The sequence below is a fragment of the Citrobacter sp. Cpo109 genome (assembly GCF_030332565.1).
Lineage (GTDB): Bacteria > Pseudomonadota > Gammaproteobacteria > Enterobacterales > Enterobacteriaceae > Citrobacter > Citrobacter portucalensis.
This window is the reverse complement of sequence record NZ_JAOWHQ010000049.1, coordinates 14,306-38,777: the sequence shown is the minus strand read 5'-3', so window position 1 is coordinate 38,777 and position 24,472 is coordinate 14,306. Positions and strand designations below refer to the sequence as shown.

The window sequence follows — 24,472 nt, the reverse complement described above, 5'->3', positions numbered from 1 at the left end:
CAGGTTCTATTAAGCAACGTTTTGTCTTATATGTAGATTTTATGCTTATTGCTAAAAGCGCGGTATTAACCGCGCTTTTAAGATGATTTATTTGGTCAGGGCGACAATCCCAAGCGTCAGTCCGGCAACGGCTGCAGCACCACCGGCGATGGCTCCGGCTGTTTCCCAGTTATCCTGGGTGGTGCCTTTCATACAGGTATTGGTATGAACCAGGCGCCCCTGATCGTCGTATACAGGTACACAAGGAGAATCGTGTGCACAGCCAGCCAGGAATGCGGTAAGCAATGCAACGGATATTAATCTTTTCATGGTGTTACCTCAAAATAAGCGTTTCGCTAATTAAGCAAAGATAAAAGCTAAGCCATCTGCGAACTCGGTGATTATTTTACCACTTCTTAAAAAAGGACTGACATGAGGAATAATCTCAATTCATGTGGATTGTAAAAATAATGGATAAAAAGAAAGGTCGCAGGCGAATTTAGAGGGATAGTTTAAATGAAATAAATGGCTATCTTACTAATAAATAAAGAGGAGCATCGTAGGTGAAAAAGGCGTCCGTAGACGCCTTTATTTTACAAATTAATCGTTGTGCCGACTAAAACGCCGTCTTACGACAACAAAGAAGACGGGGACGAAGAAGATAGCCAACAATGTTGCGGTCAGCATTCCTCCCATAACACCTGTACCGACCGCATTCTGCGCACCACTACCTGCACCGTGACTGATAACCAGAGGCATAACCCCCAGAATAAAGGCCAGTGATGTCATCAGGATAGGACGAAGACGCATGCGCGATGCCTCCAGCGTCGCTTCAATCAATCCCTTGCCTTCTTTATCCATCAGGTCTTTGGCAAACTCGACGATCAGGATGGCGTTCTTAGCCGAGAGGCCGATTGTGGTTAGTAAGCCAACCTGGAAATACACATCATTATTCATCCCACGCAGTGATGCTGCTAACAATGCGCCCACAACACCGAGCGGTACAACCAGCATCACCGAGAAAGGAATAGACCAGCTTTCATACAATGCGGCAAGGCAAAGGAAGACAACGATTAGCGAGATGGCATACAGCGCAGGTGCCTGGTTACCCGACAGTCGTTCCTGATAGGACATCCCCGTCCAGTCATGACCAATACCGTTTGGCAGTTTTTCCGCCAGGCTTTCCATTAGCGCCATTGCTTCACCGGTACTTCTGCCAGGCGCTGCTTCTCCCAGCAGTTCCATAGAAGGCATACCGTTATAGCGCTCCAGGCGCGGTGAGCCGTAGATCCAGTGTGCGGAACTGAACGTGGAGAATGGAACCATTTCGCCATTGGCGCTACGAACATACAGATTATTGATGTCCTCCGGTAACATACGGAACTTGGCATCGGCTTGTACGTACACTTTTTTCACGCGGCCACGGTCAATGAAGTCATTGACGTAATAGCCGCCCAGCGCAGCTGAGATGGTTTCGTTGATATCAGACAGTGAGACACCAAGCGCTTGCGCTTTCTCCTGATCGACATCCAGCTTGAACTGTGCGGTATCCTCGAGCCCGTTTGGACGCACACGAACCAGCAGGTCAGGGTGTTTGGCAACCATGCCCAGCAGTTGGTTACGTGCCTGGGTTAGCGCAGCATGTCCCAACCCGCCCTGGTCAATCAGCTCGAAGTCGAAGCCCGTTGCGGTACCCAGTTCAACGATGGCTGGCATGTTGAAAGGGAACACCAGACCATCACGAATCTGACTAAACGCTCGGGTAGCGCGGGCGATAATTGATTCAACGTTATTTTCGTTACCGCTACGTTCTTCCCAGGGCTTGAGGCTGACGAACGCCATCCCTGAGTTTTGCCCCTGGCCGCTGAAGCTAAAGCCGTTAACCGTAAAGACGCTTTCAACGTTGGCTTTTTCATTGTTCAGGTAGTAGTGGGTGACCTGATCCAGCACCTTCTGGGTGCGTTCTTGCGTGGCGCCTGCAGGAAGTTGAATCATCGTCAGGAAGACGCCCTGATCTTCCTCCGGCAGGAAGGATGTCGGCAGGCGCATAAACAGCACTGCCATCCCGATGACGATTATCAGGTAGACGACCAGGTAACGCCCAGTTTTACGCACAATACCGCTGACGCTATTGGTGTAGTGATTGACGCTGTGATCGAATTTGGCATTGAACCAGCCAAAGAAACCGCTTCTTTTCTCGTGATGTTCAGCTGATACGGGCTTCAGCAGCGTTGCACAAAGTGCGGGAGTCAGGATCAGCGCGACCAGTACTGAAAGCGCCATGGCGGAAACGATGGTGATGGAAAACTGCCGATAGATAGCCCCGGTTGAACCGCCAAAGAAGGCCATCGGGATAAATACCGCAGACAGCACCATAGCAATACCAACCAGTGCTCCCTGTATTTGTGACATGGATTTTTCCGTCGCCTCTTTGGGCGGCAGATGATCCTCCATCATCACGCGTTCCACGTTTTCTACCACCACTATCGCATCATCGACCAATAGACCGATGGCGAGCACCATGCCGAACATCGTCAGGGTGTTTATTGAGTAGCCAAACGCAGCAAGCACGGCAAATGTGCCCAACAATACGACAGGTACGGCGATGGTCGGAATGAGCGTTGCCCGGATGTTTTGCAGGAACAAATACATGACCAGGAACACCAGCACGATCGCTTCAAACAGCGTTTTTACCACTTCATGAATGGAGATGGTCACAAATGGCGTCGTGTCGTACGGGTAGACCACCTTCATTCCCTGCGGGAAGAATGGTTGCAGTTCAACCAGCTTGGCTTTAATAGCGTTCGCGGTATCCAGCGCGTTTGCCCCGGTTGCCAGCTTGATCCCAAGGCCGGATGCAGGCTTACCGTTAATACGCGCCACGACGTTGTAGTTTTCCCCGCCCAACTCGATACGCGCGACGTCTTTCAGGTGAACAACCGAACCATCGCTGTTCACGCGTAAAGTCACTTTGCCGAACTCTTCAGGGTCTTTCAGTCGCGTTTGCGCAATGATAGAGGCGTTCAGCTGCTGGTTAGGTAATGCAGGCGTCCCCCCTAACTGACCTGCGGCAATCTGATCGTTCTGTACCTTCAACTGATTGATCACATCAACCGGCGTGAGCTGATATTTATTCAATAAGTTTGCATCCAGCCAGATGCGCATGGCGTACTGTGCACCAAACAGCTGCACGTCACCCACGCCATTCAGACGGCTGATTGAGTCTTTAACGTTCGAGGCGACGTAATCGGAAATGTCATCCTGTGTGGTTTGTGGGTTGTCAGAAACAAAACCCGCGACCATCAAAAAGCTGCTGCTGGATTTCTCGACGCTGATCCCTTGCTGCTGAACTTCTTGCGGCAGTAGCGGAGTGGCGAGCTGCAGTTTATTTTGCACCTGCACTTGCGCGATATCGGGATCGGTACCGGACTGGAAAGTCAGCGTAATAGTCACACTCCCGGCCGAGTCGCTGGTGGAGGACATATACATCAGGTTATCGATACCATTCATATTCTGTTCGATAACCTGTGTGACTGTATCCTGAACCGTCTGTGCATCCGCACCAGGGTAGGTGGCAGAAATAGCGACCGCAGGAGGCGCAATGGTCGGGTACTGTGCCACGGGCAGTTGCATGATTGCCAGAGCACCCGCCATCATCAGAATGATAGCCAATACCCAGGCAAAGATAGGACGCCTGATAAAAAAGTTAGCCATGTCCGGTTACCTTATTGGGCTTTCGTGGCAGGGGTTTCGGTATCGGCGGTTGCTTTAACCTGAACGCCTGGACGTGCTTTCTGTAAGCCGCTCACGATAACTTTGTCACCCGGTTGCAGGCCTTCGCTAATGAGCCACTTGTCACCAATAGCTTGTGCGGCAACGACTGCGCGAGACTCAACCTGACTCTTGTCGTTAACGACCATTACGGTGGCATCGCCGCGAGGCGTACGCGTTACCCCCTGCTGCGGAACGAGAATGGCATTCGGCTGGACGCCTTCATCAATGCGTGCGCGCACAAACATGCCCGGCAACAGCGTGTGCTGTGGGTTAGGGAACACGGCTCTGAGGGTGATTGAGCCGGTGCTTTCATCAACCGTCACATCGGAAAACTGCAAAGAGCCTTTTAGCGGGTATGACTGACCATTTTCCATTACCAGTTCGACAGTACTGCTGGCGCTGTCTTTATGCAGGCTCCCTTGTTCAACGGACTGTTTGAGGCGCATAAAGTCGTTACTGGACTGTGTCACGTCGACGTAAATGGGATCGAGCTGTTGAACGGTAGCAAGCTCTGTAGCCTGGCCATTCGTGACTAATGCACCTTCGGTGACGTTAGATTTACCGATGCGTCCGCTAATTGGCGATGTCACTTTGGTGTAGGCCAGATTGATATGCGCGCTTTCGACCGCCGCTTTTGCCGCGATCACGGAGGCATCGGCCTGACGAGCATCAGCAATTGCCTGATCGTACTCTTGCTGGCTGATGTACTTGGTGCCAACCAACGGCACATAGCGTTTCACCGTTAAATGCGCGATTGCAGCCGCCGCTTCACTCTTCGCCAGTTCACCTTTGGCGCTGTCATAGTCAGCCTGATAAGTCGCGGGATCGATCTGATAAAGTGACTGTCCGGCTTCAATATCGCTTCCCTCAGTGAAATTCCGTTTAAGCACTATCCCGCTGACCTGGGGACGAACTTCTGCAATTCGGAATGCCGTTGTGCGCCCGGGTAATTCGGTCGTTACGGCTAAAGGAGCCTTTTCGACGACATGGACAGTCACCTGCGGTTCTGCGGGATGAGCTTGTGTTTCTCCCTGATCGTTACAACCGGCGAGTAATGCTGCGGAGACGATGATGAATGAGGGCAGGAGTGAAAACCTGGCATTTTTCGTCATTTCTATTCCTTAAAAAACCGAACGCTCGTTATTAACCGGATAACGCAGGGGGCGATAACGCGCACAAGAAAAATAATAGTTGGCTATCCTACAAATTATTAGCTTGCGATGTAAGCAATACTTATTTATAGGCACGATACACGGCACGTAAAAGCAAAAAAAGATTAATCGACAGCTGTTTCATTGTGGTGTTAATAGCAATACTATGATTCGCATAAACACAAGTTGAAATAAACATTTGGTTTGTGAATATATTGTTTGTTGGTATTCGTTTTGTTTATTCGTGTGCAAAGTCCGTAATAATATTTTTTAGAACTCGTTTAAATAAATGCTAAGTGATACATTTGTTCCGTGTCGCAAATATTAGATAAGAAAGTTAATCATTCTCTACTCTACCTCAGACAGTCGGAACCATGGCCAGAAAAACGAAAGCTGATGCCCTCAAAACGCGGCAGCACCTGATAGAAACGGCGATTGTACAGTTTGCCGCACGTGGCGTAAGCAATACGACGCTAAACGACATTGCGGATGCCGCCAGCGTGACGCGTGGCGCGCTCTATTGGCATTTCGAAAATAAAACTCAACTGTTTAATGAGCTATGGTTACAACAACCACCTTTACGCGATCTGATTCAGGACAAGCTAATTGGTCGTTGGGGGGATAACCCTTTACAGCGATTGCGAGAAAAGTTTGTGGTGGGGTTACAATATATTGCAGAGAACCCTCGTCAGCAGGCATTAATGCAGATTTTATATCATAAGTGTGAATTTCATAACGATATGATATCTGAGCAGGCTATTCGCGATAAAATAGGTATCAGTCATCAAAGCATTCGTGATTCCCTGCAAAAGTGTGTAGATGACAATCTGATTGCCACCACTCTTGATTTAGATGTCATCATCATTATTCTGCACGGTAGTTTTAGCGGAATTATAAAAAACTGGTTAATGAATCCAGTGAGTTATGATCTATATGGGCAAGCTCCAGTATTAGTTGATAATGTACTAAAAATGTTAAGCCCAGACGGTAGCGTCATGCAATTAATGCAGAGTGAAAACCAGGTCGGATAGTTTTTACCGCCAGAGGCTGACGGCTGTCGAAGCATTACCTGAGGTGCTATTCGAGGTCGACGCAGTTGACCAGCTTAAGGGGATTCACTGAGTTCATATTCCGGCACTTGTCGTGCTCTGTTGTCATCAGCTCTATCCATTGGATGAGCAGCGCATCAAAAAGAAAAACGAAGACCGCAAAAACAACCAGCCACCAATACTTGCGAATCATTCCTAAACCCTGTGTATTCATGCCCAAGCGTGCAGGGAATATACACGAAATTTTTAAGCTGAAAAGCAGACTTACAATGCCTTTACTTTGTTGAAAGATCGCCACTCTTTGCCGTCAATCGACTCTTTTTAGACAGGTTTTTTGTCTTACGTTTTTTCACCTTGGCAAGCTCAATTTCTGAAAAATGAGAACCGATACTCAGTCTTCTGAGCCCCATTTTTACGTATTCAGTATTGATCTCAATCCCGACAAACTTGCGACCCAATTCCACGGCGGTAGCACCGGTGGTGAAGCTGCCGGCGAACGGATCGAGTACCTTGTCATCTGGGTTCGAGGACGCCAGAATTATACGCTCCAGGAGGGCTTTGGGTTTCTGGGTGGGGTGGTTTTCGTATTCGTCCATCAGATAGCGTACGCGTGGGAACTCCCAGACATTGCCCGGCACTTTTTTCTGATTGTATGGCTGCGGCGGGTTTTTTCTGTAGTCTATTAGCGCGCGTTTAGCGCCAGTTTTGGCTTCAACCAGAATATCGTCACGATTAAATGTGTAGTTTTTCTGATCTTTTACCATCATCAGGATCGGTTCATACATCGAACCAAAGTAATTTTTGGCTTGTACCCCTGAGCTATCGTATGACCACACGATACGACTCTTGATGGTAAAAAGCGGGCGGCATTTGAGGTCGATGTACGGCATGTTCTCCGTACTGTTCATGATGTACATGGTGCCGTGTGGTTTGAGGATGCGATGGCACTCGTCAATGCACTCAAACAACCACGCCAGAAAGGCCTCTTCGTCCCAGGATTCCACCATCCCGTCAAAGTCTTTCCCGATGTTATAAGGAGGGTCAGCAAAAATGAGTTCGACACTTTCAGACGGCAGTTTTTTCAGTTCAGTTAGCGCGTCACCCAGGATTATCTTTTTAGATTCATCGCCAAAATAGACAGGTTCACATCTCGCGTTCATCGCCAAAGCCTCCCGTGTGACGTCAATAAAAAAGGCGCTTCCCCATGCCGAGTAGCGCCTTTTAAAACAAACATTTAACTGATTAGTATCAGTTCATGCCGTATTTTTTCAGTTTTTTACGCAGCGTACCACGGTTGATGCCCATCATCAGGGCAGCACGGGTCTGGTTACCGCGGGTGTATTGCATCACCATGTCCAACAGGGGCTGTTCTACTTCAGCCAGTACCAGCTCATAGAGATCGTTAACATCCTGACCATTCAATTGAGCAAAATAGTTCTTCAGTGCCTGTTTAACCGAGTCACGCAGGGGCTTTTGAGTTACCTGGTCCTGAGAGTTAACGGTAGAAACGGTCAGTACGTCAGAATTTACGCGTTGTTCGAACATAGTTCTGTCAGCTCTTTATTTCTGTTTACGCAAAATTTTCGAAGTATGCCTCCAACGCCGCCAGCTGTTCGCTGGAATCTTCAATGGCGTTGAATGTGCGCCGAAACTGGTCATCCGGAGCGTGTTCCTGGAGATACCAGGATACGTGTTTACGCGCAATTCGGTACCCTTTTGCCTGACCATAAAAGTCGTGCAGTTCCCGAACGTGCGCACAAAGCAAGCGCTTCACCTCTGCCAGAGGCAGCGGGGGCAGCAGCTCCCCAGTGTCCAGATAATGCTGGATTTCCCGAAAGATCCAGGGTCTTCCCTGAGCTGCACGTCCTATCATCAGGGCATCCGCCCCCGTATAGTCGAGTACAGCTCTGGCTTTATGCGGGTCAGTAATGTCGCCATTCGCGATAATCGGAATGGAAACTTTCTGCTTAACTGCCCGAATACTGTCGTACTCAGCATCTCCATTGAACAAACAGGCGCGGGTGCGTCCATGAATGGTCAGAGCCTGAATGCCACAGTCTTCAGCCAGTTGGGCAATCTCTACGCAGTTACGGTGTTCCGGAGCCCAGCCGGTGCGAATCTTGAGTGTGACAGGAACGTCCACTGCATTGACGACCTCGGTTAGTATCGATTTCACTAAATCCGGGTACTGCAAGAGGGCTGAACCTGCGAGCTTGCGATTCACTTTTTTAGCCGGACACCCCATATTGATATCAATAATCTGGGCGCCGCTTTCCACGTTAATACGTGCGGCATCGGCCATCTCAACAGGGTCGCTACCGGCAATTTGCACCGTGCGAATTCCTGGCTCATCAACGTGCACCATCCGTAAACGAGACTTGTCACTTTCCCAAACCTGCGGGTTAGAAGACATCATCTCGGATACTGTCAATCCGGCTCCCATCTCATAGCACAGCGTCCTGAATGGTCTGTCAGTGATGCCAGCCATAGGTGCTGCGATCAGGCGATTTCTGAGCTGGTATTGTCCGATGCGCATGAGTTAAGAAATGACCATACTGTGACTGCAAGGCGGCGTATATTACGCATTTTTCGCACGAGATGAAAGGCCAAACTTTGACCAATCCACTGAGGTGGATCAATGAATTGCCGTAAATGTGAACGCATGAAAATATTTAATCATATAAATCATCGCATTATAAAAATGTGTCGATTTTATATACACATATAATTTTGCGTAACTTCTCATTTTTTCTTCAGCTGCAGACGGTACTGACAAGATATTCTGCTGAATTAATCAGCAAATTACCTCGTCATTGTGTGATCGCTACCTCATTTTAGTACAGGATCTCGGTATCCCCAGAATAGCTGTCCGTAATCTTGCGTTCATTCAACGGCTGCAGCGGGCGATTGTTTGCTGGCCCAACAATGTAGTGAAATTTAACCAACTGTTCGGCAGAAAGAGCAACAGGCGTTTTCAGGACAGACCAGGTGACGCCTTCGGTGCAGGGAGGTGTTGTTAACGAACCACGGTAGCGCCAGTAGGTTTTATTGTCGGGTAAAAGCTGGTGGATATCGACCGGCGAGAAGATGTCCATGCTGCTGTCCTCCATGGTTGGAAAGGACTCCCACAAATTTTGAATCGCCTGGTTCTGTTCACCCACGTCAAACATAACCGCCACAATAGCAATGTCTCCGGATTGATTTTTGTGGAGCAACTGCATCTCCAGCGGATAGGTTTTACCGTTGAGGGTATGTTCACTCGGGGCGTGAAAATCAAATTGTTTTAAATAATAAAGCGTTTCATCAATTTCAATAGAATTAGATGCGTAACTACTCATCGTTGCTTGCAACGTATGGTTAATGCTCCGAAATCTAGTTGGGCCATCGACGTACTGCATGTTTAGCGCGGGGAGACCGAGTTTACTGGTTGTGGTGGTCTGGATGTCTATGGGGGATTGGTTTATGCCTGTCTGGCACGTTGCATACGCTTTGCTGATTTCTCCCCATCGTGCGGGGCCGTTTTCTTCGGTATATCCCCATGGTACGGCCAGCGTGGTCAGTGGCATCATGCATGCTGCCAGCAAAGTTGTTGTAAAACAGTTGAAACGCATACGTTTACTCAACGAAACTCAATATAAAAAATAACAAAATCAATTGATTATTATATCGCTGAGGAAAGTGTCGGTATGCTGGTCAATTGTCTGAAAATGGCGTGGTCAGATAACCACGCCGGAAGGGATTATTTTTTCTGGCCGGTAATACGACACCACTCTTCTTTCTCTATAACCGGATCGAGCGTAAAGAGATCGGCATAGGCTTCACAGACGCTTTCCGCCTGGCTGGCAAGAATACCAGAAAGCCCAAGCAAACCGCCCTCAACGGGCAGTACGCTGATTAACGGAGCCAGTTCACGTAATGGGCCAGCAAGGATGTTGGCGACCACCACGTCGGCTTTCATCGCCTCTGGCTGGTCTTTCGGCAGATAAAGCTCCAGACGCTCAGAAACACCATTACGCTGGGCGTTATCACGGCTGGCCTGAATCGCCTGCGGGTCGATATCCACGCCAATGGCTTTCGCCGCACCCAGCTTCAGTGCCGCAATGGCAAGAATGCCGGAGCCGCAGCCAAAGTCGATAACCGTTTTACCGTTAAGATCAAGACCGTCCAGCCATTGCAGGCACAGAGAGGTAGTGGGGTGCGTGCCTGTGCCAAATGCCAGACCCGGGTCCAGCATCACGTTGACAGCATTCTCATCCGGGACATCGCGCCAGCTTGGGCAAATCCACAGACGTTCACCAAAGCGCATCGGGTGGAAGTTATCCATCCATTCGCGTTCCCAGTCTTTGTCTTCGAGCTGTTCGATTTTATGCGCGAAGCCTTCACCCAGCAGCGGATGCTGTTCCAGGATGGCAACCACTTCTTTCATGTCGGTTTCTGCATCGAACAAGCCGATAACGTCGGTATCACCCCACAGGCGAGTCTCGCCCGGCAGAGGTTCAAACACCGGCGTATCATGCGTATCCTGGAAAGTAATGGAAACGGAGCCCGCTTCCATCAGCGCATCGCTCAACTCTTCAGCGTTGGCACCGGTCGTGTTCAGTTTCAGTTGGATCCATGGCATGGCAAAACTCTTTATTTATCAGTAGTCAATATGGCGGCTTGCGGGACGGCGGAACCGAAACGGTTGCCTATCAGGAAAGCCAGCAAGCTTATCAGTAACGAGGGCACGATTGGGTGGAAGCCCAGGAACTGAACGTTAAAGGTGGCGAGTAGAGCATAAAGCACGCCGCCGACAATCATCGCGCTCAATGCGCCTGACGCGTTTGCCCGCTCCCAATAGAGGCCCAGCACCAGAGGCCACAGGAAGACGGCTTCCAGCCCGCCAAACGCCAGCAGATTCAGCCAGATAATCATCTCTGGCGGTTTCCAGGCGGCCAGCAACAGTAACGCGCCCAACAGCAGGGTAATCACTGCCGACATGCGTTTCAGCCGGGTTTCGTTTTCCAGCTGTTCCGGGCGAAGGTTCAGGTACAGATCCTTAATGATCGTAGCGGAACTTTGCAGCAATTGGGCATTGATCGTCGACATAATCGCAGCCATAGGTGCGGCGAGGAAAATCCCGGCAGCGACCGGCGGCAGGACTTTGACCATCAGCGTAGGGATAACCAGATCCGGTACCGTCAGGTCAGGGATGACCGCCCGTCCCAGGGCACCCGCCAGATGCATACCAAACATCAGGATCGCCACTACGGTGGTGCCGATGATAATGCCGCGGTGTACCGCTTTACTGTCTTTATAAGAGATGCAGCGTACCGCGGTATGCGGTAGGCCAATCACGCCAAAGCATACTAACACCCAGAATGAGGTCATAAACGTGGGTGACAAAATGTCATCAGCGCCCTGCGGCGAGACCAGTTTAGGGTCGATAGTCTGCAGGGTTACCACCGCATTGCTAAGGCCACCGGCAGCATGAACGACGCCGACCAGCAAAACGATAGTACCAATCAGCATCACCATGCCCTGCATGGTGTCGTTCAGTACACTGGCGCGAAAGCCGCCGAACGCCGTGTATAACGCGATGCTGACGCCAAAAATCAGCAGACCGGTTTCGTAGGGGATACCCGCTGCGGTTTCCAGCAAACGTGCGCCGCCAATAAACTGTACGGTCATTGCCCCGATAAACGCGACCAACAGGCTGAGGCTTGCCAGCCATACCAGCAGGCGGCTCTGGTAGCGCGCAAATAGCATATCGTTGAGGGTAACAGCATTATAGCGGCGTGCCAGAATCGCGAACTTCTTGCCGAGAATACCCAGCGACAGCCAGACGGCAGGCAACTGGATCATCGCCAGCAGCACCCATCCCAGTCCGTATTTGTAAGCGGCACCAGGACCTCCAATAAACGAGCTGGCGCTAATGTAGGTTGCCGTTAGCGTCATCGCTAACACGACCCCGCCCATGGAGCGGCTGCCAAGGAAATATTCATTCAGGAAGGTACCGGTAACTCTCTTACGCATGGCATAAACAGAGAGACCGAATACCACCAGAAGATAGGCGACCAGCGGTAAAATAACTTCAAGCTGCATCGTCATCCTCCAACGGAATGTCGCGATAGATAAACTTTACCATCGCCCAGCACAGCACGATAAAAACCAGCGGCGTTAACAGGCAGGCCATTTCGAACCAGTGCGGTAAGCCGGTAAAACCCAGCGTTGAATCAGGTAAGTAAGCGGCCACTAACCATGTGACCAGATATAAAAGGGTTAGCCACAGCGCCCAGCGCGCCTCTTTATGGGCCTGAACAAAACGAGCGTCCATTTTTTGTCCCTTGTGGATAAAGAAAGCGGGGATTGTACCTTATGGCACGTGCGGGAGGGGAGAAAAACAAAAGGCCGGAATTTCCGGCCTTTTCGGTTAACGCACGCTTACTTTTCCTGAAGTCCGAGTTTTTTCTCCAGGTAGTGGATATTGGTTCCACCGTGCTGGAAGTGCTCGTCATTCATGATACGGATCTGCAGGTCAACGTTGGTTTTGATACCGTCGATGATCAGTTCCTGCAATGCGTTTTTCATACGGGCGATAGCGACGTCGCGGTTTTCGCCATAGCAGATCAGCTTACCGATCATTGAGTCATAGTACGGAGGTACGGTGTAGCCTGCGTAAATATGAGACTCCCAACGCACACCAAAGCCACCCGGCGCGTGGAAACGCGTGATTTTACCCGGGCTTGGCAGGAAGGTGTTCGGGTCTTCAGCGTTGATACGGCATTCAACCGCATGGCCTTTAACCACAACTTCGTCCTGCTTGATGGACAGCGGTTGGCCCGCTGCGATGCGCAGCTGCTCTTTGATCAGGTCAACGCCGGTGATCATTTCGGTTACCGGGTGTTCAACCTGAATACGGGTGTTCATCTCAATGAAGTAGAACTCGCCGTTTTCGAACAGGAACTCGAAAGTACCCGCCCCGCGATAGCCGATATCAACACAGGCTTTGGCGCAACGCTCGCCGATGTAGCGACGCAGTTCCGGGGTAATGCCCGGCGCTGGTGCTTCTTCGACAACTTTCTGGTGACGACGCTGCATGGAGCAGTCACGTTCTGCCAGATAAATCGCGTTACCCTGACCGTCAGCCAGCACCTGAATTTCAATGTGGCGTGGGTTTTCCAGGTATTTCTCCATGTAGACCATATCGTTATTGAAAGCGGCTTTCGCTTCCGCTTTGGTCATGGAGATGGATTGTGCCAGTTCGGCATCGCTGCGCACGACGCGCATACCGCGACCGCCGCCGCCGCCGGAGGCTTTGATGATAACCGGGTAGCCGATGCGTTTAGCATGAGCGCGGTTAGCGTCCATGTCATCGCCCAGCGGGCCGTCAGAGCCTGGGACTGTCGGTACGCCCGCTTTCTTCATCGCGGTGATTGCAGACACTTTGTCGCCCATCAGGCGGATGGTGTCGGCTTTCGGGCCGATGAAGATAAAGCCAGAACGCTCTACCTGCTCAGCAAAGTTGGCGTTCTCAGAGAGGAAGCCATAGCCCGGGTGAATTGCCACCGCGCCGGTGATTTCAGCGGCGCTGATGATAGCCGGGATGTTCAGATAGCTTTTTACGGACGGAGCCGGGCCGATACAGACCGTCTCATCCGCCAGCAATACGTGTTTTAAATCGCGATCCGCACTTGAATGCACAGCGACAGTCTTGATGCCCAGTTCTTTACAGGCACGAAGAATACGCAGGGCAATCTCGCCGCGGTTGGCGATAACAATTTTATCCAACATGTTCGCCTCGTTATTCGATGACGACCAGCGGCTCGTCAAATTCTACCGGTTGACCACTTTCTACCAGAATCGCTTTAACTACGCCGGATTTGTCGGCTTCGATCTGGTTCATCATTTTCATGGCTTCAACGATGCACAGGGTATCGCCCGCATTCACTTTCTGTCCGATTTCGATGAACGCTTTAGCATCCGGGCTCGGGGTGCGGTAGAACGTACCAACCATTGGGGAGCGTACGATGTGACCACTGATTTCCGCTGCTGCCGGAGCTTCCATACTTGGAGAGGCAGTTTGTGCGACAGCGTTAGACAGAGCTGGTTGCTGCATCACTGGTGCAGCATAAGCCTGTTGCATCATCGGAAAACTTGCAGCTGGCGCTGCACGGCTGATGCGTACAGATTCTTCGCCTTCAGAAATTTCCAGTTCGGAGATGCCTGATTCTTCAACCAGCTCGATCAGTTTTTTAATCTTACGAATATCCATGAGTGGGTTCCGTACTCTTTGTTTAGTGAGATTGTGACAGGCGTTTTACCGCCGTCTGTATAGCATTTTTATAACAGTGAGTGACAAGATGCCACGCATCTCAGGCGCTGCACAGGGCGCTGCTGCCATTAAGTGAGATTGCCAGACTTGTTAGTCATTGTGCGGCTATCTTCTGCCATTTTCGGGTAAAAGACAAAATATACCTTCAATATGCGATTGTCACCCTTTCAGCGCCTTAAAAACGCTACCGGGGATAGCAAAGTCGCACATTATAACTATTTCGTAGCAATTGGCAGCTAAATACTGGTCTTATCAGGGAAGATAATCAACCGTTAACATGTAAAGAAAATCGGATCGTCAGTGTTTTGCAACGCACTGCACATATCGTGAAACTACCGCCACCACTGGCGAAACTTCTTGTAACGGCACGCTAACAGCACCGCAGCGATCGCTGCATAAATAATCGGTTGAGGGGAGATAATTTTAACCGACCACAGATAATGTATGGGTGTCAGGATCGCCACAAGATAGACGAAGTTATGCAAATACTGCCATTTTTTACCCAGCTTTCGCTGTGCAGCCTGCGTGGACGTTAAGGTGAGGGCGAATAATATGACCCAACTGGCAATGCCCAAGGTTAAATAAGGCCGCGTAATTAATTCCCGCCCTAACAACGCCAGATTATTAATGCCCAGTTCCAGTAATGCGTAGCTGGTTAAATGCAGCGTTGCCCAGGCAAAACACCATAGCCCTAACAGGCGACGTGTGCGTATCAATAATGGCTGTTTAGCGTAGCGCGCGAGTGGAGAGACCAGCAAGGTCGCCAGCAAGAATTTCAGAGCTGTCCTACCGGTAAAGTGCTGGATATCTTTGACCGGATCGGCGCTCAGGCCGCCGTGATTTACCGCCCAAAATAGCCAGATAAACGGCAAAAAACCGGCAAGATGCAGGCAAACTTTCAGCCCGGTAATGTGCTTTGCAGTCAGACGCACTTAAAAATTCTCCTGCAAATTGAGTCCGCGATACAGTGACGCAACCTCTTCGGCATAGCCGTTAAACATCAGCGTGGGCTGACGCTGTACGTCCAGAATACCGCCAGCGCCAATAAAACGCTCGGTGGCCTGGGACCAGCGGGGATGATCGACATGCGGATTCACGTTGGCATAAAACCCGTATTCATTGGGCGCGGCCAGATTCCAGGTTGTCGGAGGGCGTTCGCGCGTGAGTTTGATACTCACGATCGACTTAATGCCTTTAAATCCATATTTCCACGGCACAATTAAGCGAATGGGCGCGCCATTTTGTGGCGGAAGGGCTTTTCCATAAACCCCCACTGTAAGCAACGTGAGTGGGTGCATCGCTTCATCCAGACGCAGTCCTTCAACATAGGGATACTTCAACCCGCCGCCAATAAAGCGATCTTTTTGTCCCGGCATTTCCTCTGGTGCGTACAGCGTTTCGAACGCGACATACTTCGCATTGCTGGTGGGTTCCACCTGCGCCAACAGTTTATGTAACGGAAAGCCAATCCATGGCACGACCATTGACCAGGCTTCCACACAGCGCATCCGGTAAATCCGTTGCTCCAGCGGGAAACGGGTGGTCAAGGTGTCGTGATCGAGAGTGAGTGGTTTGGCGACCTCACCACTGATTTTTAATGTCCACGGATCGGTTTTCAGGCTACCCGCGTTGGCTGCCGGATCCGCTTTGTCGAGACCGAATTCATAGAAGTTGTTGTAGCCAGAAACTTTATCCGCTGGGGTTAAAGGAAGCGAATTTTGCCAGGCGGCGGGCTTGCTGAAATTAAGCGGCTTTCCCGCGGGCGCGGGCGGGCGGTCATTACCCTTAAACCAACTCAGAAGGTCAGCCTGCGCAGAGTGGGGTAAAGACAACGCGGCTGCGCTGATCCCTAATGCTTTCAGCACCTGACGACGCTGCATAAAAAAAGCCGACTCGTCAGTGACGTCGGCTTCTGTAAATGGACGTAATTTCTTCATAACAGACTCCCGGCTTACGCGTCATAACTGACAGGGGACGCGTAGTTAATATGGCAGGGAGTCTGTAGATGTGCCGCGAAATTTCGTTAATTAAGTGTAAATTTCTGCGCCAGGGTCTGTTACTTCACCTTCACCAGCGTACGGCCTTGCACCTGGTTATTGATGATGGCATCGGCGAACTTCGGCGCATCCGCCAGCGTAATTTCCGTTGCCGCCTGAGCATAGAAAGATTCCGGCAGATCCTTAACCAGACGCGCCCAGGCTTCTGCACGGCGTGCCGGCGGGGTCATCACCGAGTCCACTCCTTGCAAACGAACGTTACGCAGAATGAATGGCATCACCGTGGTTGGCAGAGCGAAACCGCCCGCCAGACCGCAGGCAGCAACACAGCCGCCGTAGTTCATCTGCGCGAGGACTTTCGCCAGAACTTTGTCGCCAACGGTATCCACCGCGCCAGCCCACAGCTGTTTTTCCAGCGGACGAGACTCGGCAAACTCATCGCGACCAAGAATACGGTTTGCGCCCAGGCTTTTCAGGTAGTCGTGGGTGCTTTCACGGCCCGAAACCGCCGCAACCTGATAACCCAGCTTATGCAGTAACGCAACGGCCGTGCTGCCCACGCCTCCGCTGGCGCCTGTGACGACAATCTCACCGTCTTGCGGACGAATTCCTGCATCTTCAAGCGCCATGACGCAAAGCATGGCGGTAAAGCCAGCGGTACCGATGACCATGGCTTTACGTCCATCCAGCCCTTTTGGCAGCGCAACCAGCCAGTCGCCTTTCACGCGTGCGCGTTCTGCCAGTCCACCCCAATGATTTTCACCCACGCCCCAACCGGTCAGTAAAACCTCCTGACCCGCATGAAAACGGGGATCTTCGCTTGCGCGCACGGTACCGGCGAAATCGATACCAGGAATCATCGGAAAATTACGAATGATTTTTCCCTTGCCGGTGATAGCCAGGGCGTCTTTATAGTTCAGGCTTGACCAGTGGACATCCACCGTCACATCGCCTTCCGGTAGCTGATTTTCGTCGAGGGGTTGAACGGATGCGAGGGTTTTTCCGTCCTGCTGTTCTAAGATCAAAGCCTGCATAACCTGTCCTCAATTCGTATAGTGGATTGGAAAATTAATAATGAAGACTATACTCGCTAATCAAAACATGATGCCGATTCTGCGCAATAAATTGCCAGATATACCTGATTTGGTAGTATGCCCTCACAGTTTGTATAAATTGACGGATTTTGCCTTCAGTTTTGCATTTTAGAGTCGATTTATTACTTTCAGGCCTGTTTCATAACTGTCGGAGTTAACACAAGGATGCGATTAACGACGAAATTTTCAGCTTTTGTCACGCTGCTTACTGGGTTAACGATCTTCGTGACTCTGATCGGCTGTTCGCTGAGTTTCTACAACGCTATTCAATATAAGTTCACCACGCGCGTTCATGCGGTCGCGACGGCGATTGATACGCATCTGGTCTCCAGAGATGTCGTTACGTTAACCCCGCAAATCGATGAGCTGATGGTTTCTGTTGATATCGTGCGCATCGAACTGTTGCAGGGCGGAAATGTGGTGTATGACCACTCACGCACCAGCAGCTACCGACCGGCAGGGACGAACAATCTCTACCGCGAGATTACCGTACCGTTGGTCAAGCATCCGGGTATGTCATTGCGTCTGGTTTATCAGGATCCAATGGGTAACTATTTCCATTCGCTACTGACCACCGCACCGCTCACGATAGCCATTGCTTTCATTATTCTGATGCTCTTTTTGTCTGTGCGCTGGCTTCAGCGCCAGCTTTCAGGTCAGGAACTGCTGGAGATTCGTTCCACGCGTATTCTGAACGGCGAGCGTGGACCGAACGTGCGGGGAACGGTCTATGAATGGCCTGCGCGTACCAGCAGTGCGCTCGATATGCTGCTGACTGAAATTCAAAATGCCCGCGAGCAACGCAGCCGCCTGGATACGCTGATTCGTTCCTATGTCGCGCAGGATACAAAAACCGGGCTAAGCAACCGCTTGTTCTTTGATAACCAACTGGCCACGCTGCTGGAAGATCAGGAAAAAGTAGGCTCGCATGGCGTCGTGATGATGGTGCGCCTGCCGGATTTTACGCTGCTGCGCGATAGCTGGGGAATCACCCTCGCAGAAGAACAAATCTCGACGCTGATCAATTTGTTGTCGACTTTTATGACGCGATATCCGGGCGCGTTGCTGGCGCGCTACCACCGTAGCGATTTTGCTATCCTGCTGCCACACCGCACGTTGAAAGAGGCGGAAAGCATTGCCGGGCAATTATTAAAAGCGGTAGATGCACTTCCGGCTAATAAAATGATCGATCGTGCCGATATGGTTCATATTGGCATTTGCGTTTGCCGCAGCGGTCAGTCGCCGGAGCAAGTGATGGATCATGCTGAAGCCGCCACCCGGAATTCGGTATTGCAGGGCGGAAATAGCTGGTCGGTCTATGATGACTCGCTGCCGGAAAAAGGTCGGGGCAACGTACGCTGGCGAACGCTTATCGAACAGATGCTTAGCCGGGGCGGGCCGAGAATTTATCAAAAGCCTGCCGTAACGCGTGAAGGCCGGGTGCACCATCGGGAGTTGATGTGCCGTATTTTTGATGGCAACGAAGAGGTCATTTCGGCGGAATATATGCCGATGGTCCTGCAATTTGGTCTGGCAGAAGAATATGACCGTTTGCAGATAAGCCGTCTGATCCTGCTTTTGGGCTACTGGCCGCAGGAAAATCTGGCGATGCAGACAACGGTTGAATCGCTTATTCGTCCACGTTTTCAGCGCTGGCTGCGTGATACGCTGATGCAGTGCGAAAAATCATTACGCAAACGCATAATTATTGAACTTGCTGAGGCAGATGTCTGTCAACATATCAGCCGGTTACAGCCCGTCATCAGATTGATGAATGCGCTGGGCGTGCGTATTGCCGTTACGCAGGCGGGGTTAACGCTGGTGAGCACCAGTTGGATCAAAGAGCTTAACGTTGAGTTATTGAAGCTGCATCCAAGTCTGGTGAGGAACATTGATAAGCGAACGGAAAATCAGCTTCTGGTTCAAAGCCTGGTGGAGGCCTGTTCGGGAACACCCACACAGGTTTACGCCACGGGCGTACGTTCGCGTAGTGAGTGGCATACGCTGACAGAACGCGGAGTTGCAGGTGGGCAAGGGGATTTTTTTGCCGCATCACAACCACTTGACACTAACGTGAAAAAATATTCGCAAAGATACTCGGTTTAACCTGCCGTTTAATTTGTTTTCACGTAGAATAACGCGCGCTGTGCCTTCTGGGGGTGTGCTTGCCTGCTCGCCAGGTTGTAACAGCAAACATGCAGGTGAATGACCTTTGACAGGTTGCAAACAAAAGCGAGGAGTGCTGCTGATTTATTCAGCCCTGATGGACTCAGGCCGGTTTTGTAACAAAGGAAACGAACTGCACTAATTTTCACCGTAGCAGATGATTTTTGCGCCTTGTCGCTGCTGCGTGTGGTTGGTAAAGTAAGCGGATTTTGTTTTCCGCCCCAGCTTTCAGGATTATCCCTTAGTATGTTGAAAAAATTTCGTGGCATGTTTTCCAATGACCTGTCCATTGACCTGGGTACCGCGAATACCCTTATTTATGTAAAAGGACAAGGCATCGTATTGAATGAGCCTTCTGTTGTGGCCATTCGTCAGGATCGTGCCGGTTCGCCGAAAAGCGTGGCTGCAGTAGGTCATGATGCGAAGCAGATGCTGGGTCGTACGCCGGGCAATATCGCTGCAATTCGCCCAATGAAAGACGGCGTTATCGCTGACTTCTTCGTGACTGAAAAAATGCTCCAGCACTTTATCAAGCAAGTGCACAGCAATAGCTTCATGCGCCCAAGCCCGCGCGTACTGGTGTGTGTACCGGTTGGAGCAACTCAGGTTGAACGCCGTGCGATCCGTGAATCAGCTCAGGGCGCAGGTGCTCGTGAAGTCTTCCTGATCGAAGAGCCGATGGCGGCCGCGATCGGTGCGGGTCTGCCAGTTTCTGAAGCAACCGGTTCAATGGTTGTGGATATCGGTGGCGGTACCACTGAAGTTGCCGTTATCTCCCTGAATGGCGTGGTTTACTCCTCTTCTGTCCGTATTGGCGGCGACCGCTTCGATGAAGCCATCATTAATTATGTTCGTCGTAACTACGGTTCCCTGATCGGTGAAGCGACCGCAGAACGTATTAAACACGAGATCGGTTCCGCTTATCCGGGTGACGAAGTGCGCGAAATCGAAGTTCGCGGTCGTAACCTGGCTGAAGGCGTTCCGCGCGGCTTTACCCTGAACTCCAACGAGATTCTGGAAGCCCTGCAGGAACCGCTGACCGGTATCGTGAGCGCAGTAATGGTTGCACTGGAACAGTGCCCGCCGGAACTGGCGTCTGACATCTCCGAACGCGGTATGGTGCTGACCGGTGGTGGTGCGCTGCTGCGTAACCTTGACCGTCTGTTAATGGAAGAAACCGGTATTCCAGTTGTTGTTGCTGAAGATCCGCTGACCTGCGTGGCGCGCGGCGGCGGCAAGGCGCTGGAAATGATCGACATGCACGGCGGCGACCTGTTCAGCGAAGAGTAATCGGATGCAGGTTGGGTAGCCCCCGCGGGTTGCCCTTCCGCTCTGATACGAGAATACGCATAGACTATGAAGCCAATTTTTAGCCGTGGCCCGTCGCTACAGATTCGCCTTATTCTGGCGGTGCTGGTGGCGCTCGGCGTTATTATTGCCGACAGCCGCCTGGGTACGTTTAGTCAAATCCGAACGTACATGGATACCGCCGTCAGTCCTTTCTACTTTATCTCAAATGGTCCTCGTGAATTACTCGACGGCGTGTCGCAAACGCTGGCTTCGCGTGACCAACTCGAACTTGAAAACCGTGCGTTGCGTCAGGAACTGCTGCTGAAAAACAGCGAACTACTGATGTTGGGGCAATACAAACAGGAGAACGCGCGTTTGCGTGAGCTGCTGGGATCGCCATTGCGTCAGGACGAACAAAAGATGGTGACGCAGGTCATCTCAACGGTTAATGACCCTTACAGCGATCAGGTCGTGATCGACAAAGGGAGCGTTAACGGCGTCTACGAAGGCCAGCCGGTTATTAGCGACAAAGGCGTAGTAGGTCAGGTCGTGGCAGTGGCTAAATTAACCAGCCGCGTGCTGCTGATTTGCGATGCGACGCATGCGCTGCCTATTCAGGTACTGCGTAATGATATCCGCGTAATCGCTGCGGGTAACGGCTGCACCGACGATCTTCAGCTCGAACACCTGCCGGCCAACACCGACATTCGCGTTGGCGATGTGCTGGTCACCTCGGGTCTGGGTGGACGTTTCCCTGAAGGTTATCCGGTTGCTGTTGTTTCTTCCGTTAAGCTGGACACTCAGCGCGCTTATACTGTGATTCAGGCTCGCCCGACTGCGGGTCTGCAGCGTCTGCGCTATCTGCTGCTGTTGTGGGGTGCCGATCGTAATGGCGCAAACCCGATGACGCCGGAAGAAGTACACCGCGTTGCTAATGAACGTCTGATGCAAATGATGCCGCAAGTTCTGCCTGCACCAGATACCATGGGACCGCCTGCGCCGATGCCAGCACCTGCAACAGGCGTGGCTCCAGCGCCCGCAGATACCACGCCGCCACAACCTGCTCCGCGTAAGCCGGGAGGACAGTAAGTGGCAAGCTATCGTAGCCAGGGACGTTGGGTGATTTGGCTCTCGTTCCTTATTGCACTGTTGCTGCAAGTCATGCCCTGGCCGGATGACATTCTGGTTTTCCGGCCAAACTGGGTGCTGCTCATCTTGTTGTATTGGATCCTGGCGCTGCCGCATCGCGTAAATGTGGGCACGGGATTTGTGGTGGGTGCCATACTGGATCTCATCAGCGGCTCCACGCTTGGCGTGCGCGCATTGTCGATGAGTATCATTGCTTATCTGGTCGCGCTGAAATTCCAGCTATTCCGCAACCTCGCGCTCTGGCAACAGGCGCTGGTGGTCATGTTGTTATCACTGGTCGTGGATATTATTGTTTTCTGGGCCGAGTTTTTAGTGATCAACGTCTCTTTCAGACCTGAAGTGTTCTGGAGTAGTGTAGTGAATGGTGTGCTTTGGCCATGGCTATTCTTACTGATGCGTAAAGTCCGTCAGCAGTTTGCGGTGCAATAAGGTTGATATGAATACTCTGTATCTTGCTTCAGGTTCTCCACGTCGTCAGGAGTTGCTCGCTCAGCTTGGTGTTACGTTTGAACGACTGGTCCCTGGGATTGAAGAACAGCGGCACCCGCAGGAAAGCGCGCAGCAGTACGTTTCCCGTCTGGCGCGCGAAAAAGCGCAGGCTGGCGTAGTACTGGCACAGCGCGATTTGCCGGTATTGGGTGCGGATACCATCGTTATCCTTAATGGCGAAGTGTTGGAAAAACCGCACGACGCCGACCATGCCGCAGCAATGCTGCGCAAACTGTCGGGCAAAACGCATCAAGTTATGACGGCCGTGGCACTGGCCGATCGCCAGCACAGTCTGGACTGCCTGGTAGTGACGGAAGTGACATTCAGAGCACTAACCGATGAGGACATCGCGGGCTATGTTGCCAGCGGTGAACCAATGGATAAAGCAGGTGCATACGGTATTCAAGGGTTGGGTGGCTGTTTTGTCAGGAAGATAAATGGCAGCTATCACGCCGTAGTCGGCTTACCGCTGGTAGAAACGTATGAGTTGCTGACCAATTTTAACGCACTGCGTGAGAAAAGGGATAAACATGACGGCTGAATTGTTGGTAAACGTAACGCCATCGGAAACTCGGGTGGCTTACATTGATGGCGGTATTCTGCAGGAAATTCATATTGAACGTGAGGCGCGACGCGGAATCGTAGGCAATATCTACAAAGGTCGTGTAAGTCGTGTACTTCCGGGTATGCAGGCGGCTTTTGTAGATATTGGACTGGATAAAGCCGCATTTCTTCACGCTTCTGACATCATGCCGCACACCGAATGCGTGGCGGGTGAAGAACAAAAACAGTTCACTGTACGCGACATTTCTGAACTGGTGCGCCAGGGTCAGGATCTGATGGTGCAGGTGGTAAAAGATCCGTTGGGAACTAAAGGCGCACGCCTGACGACGGACATCACGCTGCCTTCCCGTTATCTCGTCTTTATGCCGGGTGCTTCGCACGTTGGCGTATCCCAACGTATCGAAAGCGAAACCGAACGCGAACGCCTGAAAAAAGTGGTGGCGGATTACTGCGATGAGCAGGGCGGCTTCATCATTCGCACGGCGGCGGAAGGCGTATGCGAAGAGGATCTGGCCTCGGATGCTGCCTACCTGAAGCGCGTCTGGACGAAAGTCATGGAGCGTAAAAAGCGCCCGCAAACGCGCTACCAGATGTACGGTGAACTGGCACTGGCACAGCGCGTGTTGCGTGACTTTGCTGATGCACAGCTTGACCGCATCCGCGTCGACTCCCGTCTGACCTATGAGGCATTACTGGAATTTACGGCGGAATATATCCCCGAGATGACCAGCAAGCTGGAACATTACAGCGGGCGCCAGCCTATTTTTGATCTCTTTGACGTAGAGAATGAAATCCAGCGCGCGCTGGAACGCAAAGTTGAGCTGAAGTCCGGCGGTTATCTGATCATCGATCAAACCGAAGCGATGACCACGGTCGATATCAATACCGGCGCGTTTGTTGGGCATCGTAATCTCGACGACACTATCTTTAATACTAATATTGAAGCAACGCAGGCCATTGCTCGTCAGCTGCGTCTGCGTAACCTCGGCGGTATTATCATTATCGATTTTATCGACATGAATAATGAAGATCACCGTCGCCGGGTGCTGCACTCCCTGGAGCAGGCTCTGAGCAAGGATCGCGTAAAAACCAGCATTAACGGTTTTTCACAGCTGGGCCTGGTGGAGATGACGCGCAAGCGCACACGTGAAAGCGTGGAGCATGTACTGTGCAACGAGTGTCCGACCTGCCATGGGCGTGGTACGGTGAAAACGGTGGAAACCGTATGCTATGAAATCATGCGCGAAATCGTGCGCGTACACCATGCATATGACTCTGACCGTTTCCTGGTTTATGCCTCTCCGGCAGTGGCTGAAACCCTGAAAGGTGAAGAGTCACACGCGTTGGCGGAAGTTGAGATTTTTGTCGGCAAACAGGTCAAAGTACAAGTCGAACCGCTGTATAACCAGGAGCAGTTCGACGTCGTCATGATGTAAATCGTGTAGTGGCACCCGCG

Annotated in this window: 23 protein-coding genes; 7 read left to right on the top strand and 16 right to left on the bottom strand. The window is 51.4% G+C overall.

Features of this window, described 5'->3' with window-relative positions:
• Positions 1–87 precede the first annotated feature (87 nt).
• From OGY71_RS06340 to OGY71_RS06330, 3 genes are all read right to left on the bottom strand, one after another.
• Positions 88–309, bottom strand: coding sequence for a lipoprotein (locus tag OGY71_RS06340; RefSeq protein ID WP_003025292.1), 222 nt, complete (start codon positions 307–309; stop codon positions 88–90).
• Between the two features lie 270 nt (positions 310–579).
• Positions 580–3,693 (bottom strand): efflux RND transporter permease subunit, encoded by a 3,114-nt coding sequence (locus tag OGY71_RS06335; RefSeq protein WP_008785975.1) that lies wholly within the window; start codon positions 3,691–3,693, stop codon positions 580–582.
• Positions 3,694–3,704: 11 nt separating this feature from the next.
• Positions 3,705–4,865, bottom strand: coding sequence for an efflux RND transporter periplasmic adaptor subunit (locus OGY71_RS06330; RefSeq protein ID WP_286613000.1), 1,161 nt, complete (start codon positions 4,863–4,865; stop codon positions 3,705–3,707).
• A gap of 413 nt (positions 4,866–5,278) precedes the next feature.
• On the opposite strand from OGY71_RS06330, the gene envR reads away from it, so the two are divergent.
• Complete coding sequence (envR, locus tag OGY71_RS06325) at positions 5,279–5,935, top strand: acrEF/envCD operon transcriptional regulator (RefSeq protein ID WP_048225757.1); 657 nt, start codon at positions 5,279–5,281, stop codon at positions 5,933–5,935.
• Between the two features lie 46 nt (positions 5,936–5,981).
• Here the strand turns inward: envR and OGY71_RS06320 are convergent, their stop codons facing one another.
• From OGY71_RS06320 to acuI, 13 genes are all read right to left on the bottom strand, one after another.
• Positions 5,982–6,146 (bottom strand): DUF2556 family protein, encoded by a 165-nt coding sequence (locus OGY71_RS06320; RefSeq protein ID WP_003025279.1) that lies wholly within the window; start codon positions 6,144–6,146, stop codon positions 5,982–5,984.
• Between the two features lie 82 nt (positions 6,147–6,228).
• On the bottom strand, positions 6,229–7,113 hold the full coding sequence (yhdJ, locus tag OGY71_RS06315) for an adenine-specific DNA-methyltransferase (protein WP_008785971.1): 885 nt from the start codon (positions 7,111–7,113) through the stop codon (positions 6,229–6,231).
• 88 nt (positions 7,114–7,201) lie between these two features.
• The gene (gene fis / locus OGY71_RS06310; RefSeq protein ID WP_000462905.1) at positions 7,202–7,498 is read right to left on the bottom strand and encodes a DNA-binding transcriptional regulator Fis; all 297 of its coding nucleotides are present in this window, start codon (positions 7,496–7,498) and stop codon (positions 7,202–7,204) included.
• A 25-nt stretch (positions 7,499–7,523) separates the two neighbouring features.
• Positions 7,524–8,489: a tRNA dihydrouridine synthase DusB gene (gene dusB / locus OGY71_RS06305; RefSeq protein WP_003025224.1), complete on the bottom strand. Its 966-nt coding sequence runs from the start codon at positions 8,487–8,489 to the stop codon at positions 7,524–7,526.
• A 298-nt stretch (positions 8,490–8,787) separates the two neighbouring features.
• Entirely contained in the window at positions 8,788–9,522 is a 735-nt protein-coding gene (locus tag OGY71_RS06300; RefSeq protein ID WP_286612998.1) for a carbonic anhydrase, read from the bottom strand.
• 170 nt (positions 9,523–9,692) lie between these two features.
• On the bottom strand, positions 9,693–10,574 hold the full coding sequence (prmA, locus tag OGY71_RS06295; protein ID WP_003025221.1) for a 50S ribosomal protein L11 methyltransferase: 882 nt from the start codon (positions 10,572–10,574) through the stop codon (positions 9,693–9,695).
• 11 nt (positions 10,575–10,585) lie between these two features.
• Entirely contained in the window at positions 10,586–12,037 is a 1,452-nt protein-coding gene (panF, locus tag OGY71_RS06290) for a sodium/pantothenate symporter (protein ID WP_286612997.1), read from the bottom strand.
• Complete coding sequence (locus tag OGY71_RS06285; protein ID WP_003828839.1) at positions 12,027–12,269, bottom strand: YhdT family protein; 243 nt, start codon at positions 12,267–12,269, stop codon at positions 12,027–12,029. Before OGY71_RS06285 ends, panF begins: the two co-directional genes overlap by 11 nt.
• 107 nt (positions 12,270–12,376) lie before the next feature.
• Complete coding sequence (gene accC / locus OGY71_RS06280; protein WP_003828838.1) at positions 12,377–13,726, bottom strand: acetyl-CoA carboxylase biotin carboxylase subunit; 1,350 nt, start codon at positions 13,724–13,726, stop codon at positions 12,377–12,379.
• Between the two features lie 10 nt (positions 13,727–13,736).
• The gene (gene accB / locus OGY71_RS06275) at positions 13,737–14,207 is read right to left on the bottom strand and encodes an acetyl-CoA carboxylase biotin carboxyl carrier protein (RefSeq protein WP_003025210.1); all 471 of its coding nucleotides are present in this window, start codon (positions 14,205–14,207) and stop codon (positions 13,737–13,739) included.
• A 392-nt stretch (positions 14,208–14,599) separates the two neighbouring features.
• On the bottom strand, positions 14,600–15,199 hold the full coding sequence (gene msrQ / locus OGY71_RS06270; protein WP_003828835.1) for a protein-methionine-sulfoxide reductase heme-binding subunit MsrQ: 600 nt from the start codon (positions 15,197–15,199) through the stop codon (positions 14,600–14,602).
• A complete protein-coding gene (gene msrP / locus OGY71_RS06265; RefSeq protein ID WP_003828834.1) occupies positions 15,200–16,204 on the bottom strand; it encodes a protein-methionine-sulfoxide reductase catalytic subunit MsrP in 1,005 nt (334 codons plus the stop codon).
• 119 nt (positions 16,205–16,323) lie between these two features.
• The gene (gene acuI, locus OGY71_RS06260; RefSeq protein ID WP_003828832.1) at positions 16,324–17,298 is read right to left on the bottom strand and encodes an acrylyl-CoA reductase (NADPH); all 975 of its coding nucleotides are present in this window, start codon (positions 17,296–17,298) and stop codon (positions 16,324–16,326) included.
• A 225-nt stretch (positions 17,299–17,523) separates the two neighbouring features.
• Between acuI and csrD the strand changes: the two genes are divergently transcribed.
• The 6 genes from csrD to rng all read left to right on the top strand — a co-directional run bounded on the left by csrD (position 17,524) and on the right by rng (position 24,452).
• A complete protein-coding gene (gene csrD / locus OGY71_RS06255; protein WP_003828829.1) occupies positions 17,524–19,464 on the top strand; it encodes an RNase E specificity factor CsrD in 1,941 nt (646 codons plus the stop codon).
• Positions 19,465–19,770: 306 nt separating this feature from the next.
• Entirely contained in the window at positions 19,771–20,814 is a 1,044-nt protein-coding gene (gene mreB, locus OGY71_RS06250) for a rod shape-determining protein MreB (protein ID WP_000913396.1), read from the top strand.
• Positions 20,815–20,880: 66 nt separating this feature from the next.
• A complete protein-coding gene (mreC, locus tag OGY71_RS06245; RefSeq protein ID WP_003828827.1) occupies positions 20,881–21,903 on the top strand; it encodes a rod shape-determining protein MreC in 1,023 nt (340 codons plus the stop codon).
• A complete protein-coding gene (mreD, locus tag OGY71_RS06240; protein ID WP_003025196.1) occupies positions 21,904–22,392 on the top strand; it encodes a rod shape-determining protein MreD in 489 nt (162 codons plus the stop codon).
• A 7-nt stretch (positions 22,393–22,399) separates the two neighbouring features.
• A complete protein-coding gene (locus OGY71_RS06235; RefSeq protein ID WP_057067977.1) occupies positions 22,400–22,993 on the top strand; it encodes a Maf family protein in 594 nt (197 codons plus the stop codon).
• The gene (gene rng, locus OGY71_RS06230; protein ID WP_003828822.1) at positions 22,983–24,452 is read left to right on the top strand and encodes a ribonuclease G; all 1,470 of its coding nucleotides are present in this window, start codon (positions 22,983–22,985) and stop codon (positions 24,450–24,452) included. The genes OGY71_RS06235 and rng overlap by 11 nt, the downstream gene beginning before the upstream one ends.
• Positions 24,453–24,472 lie beyond the last annotated feature (20 nt).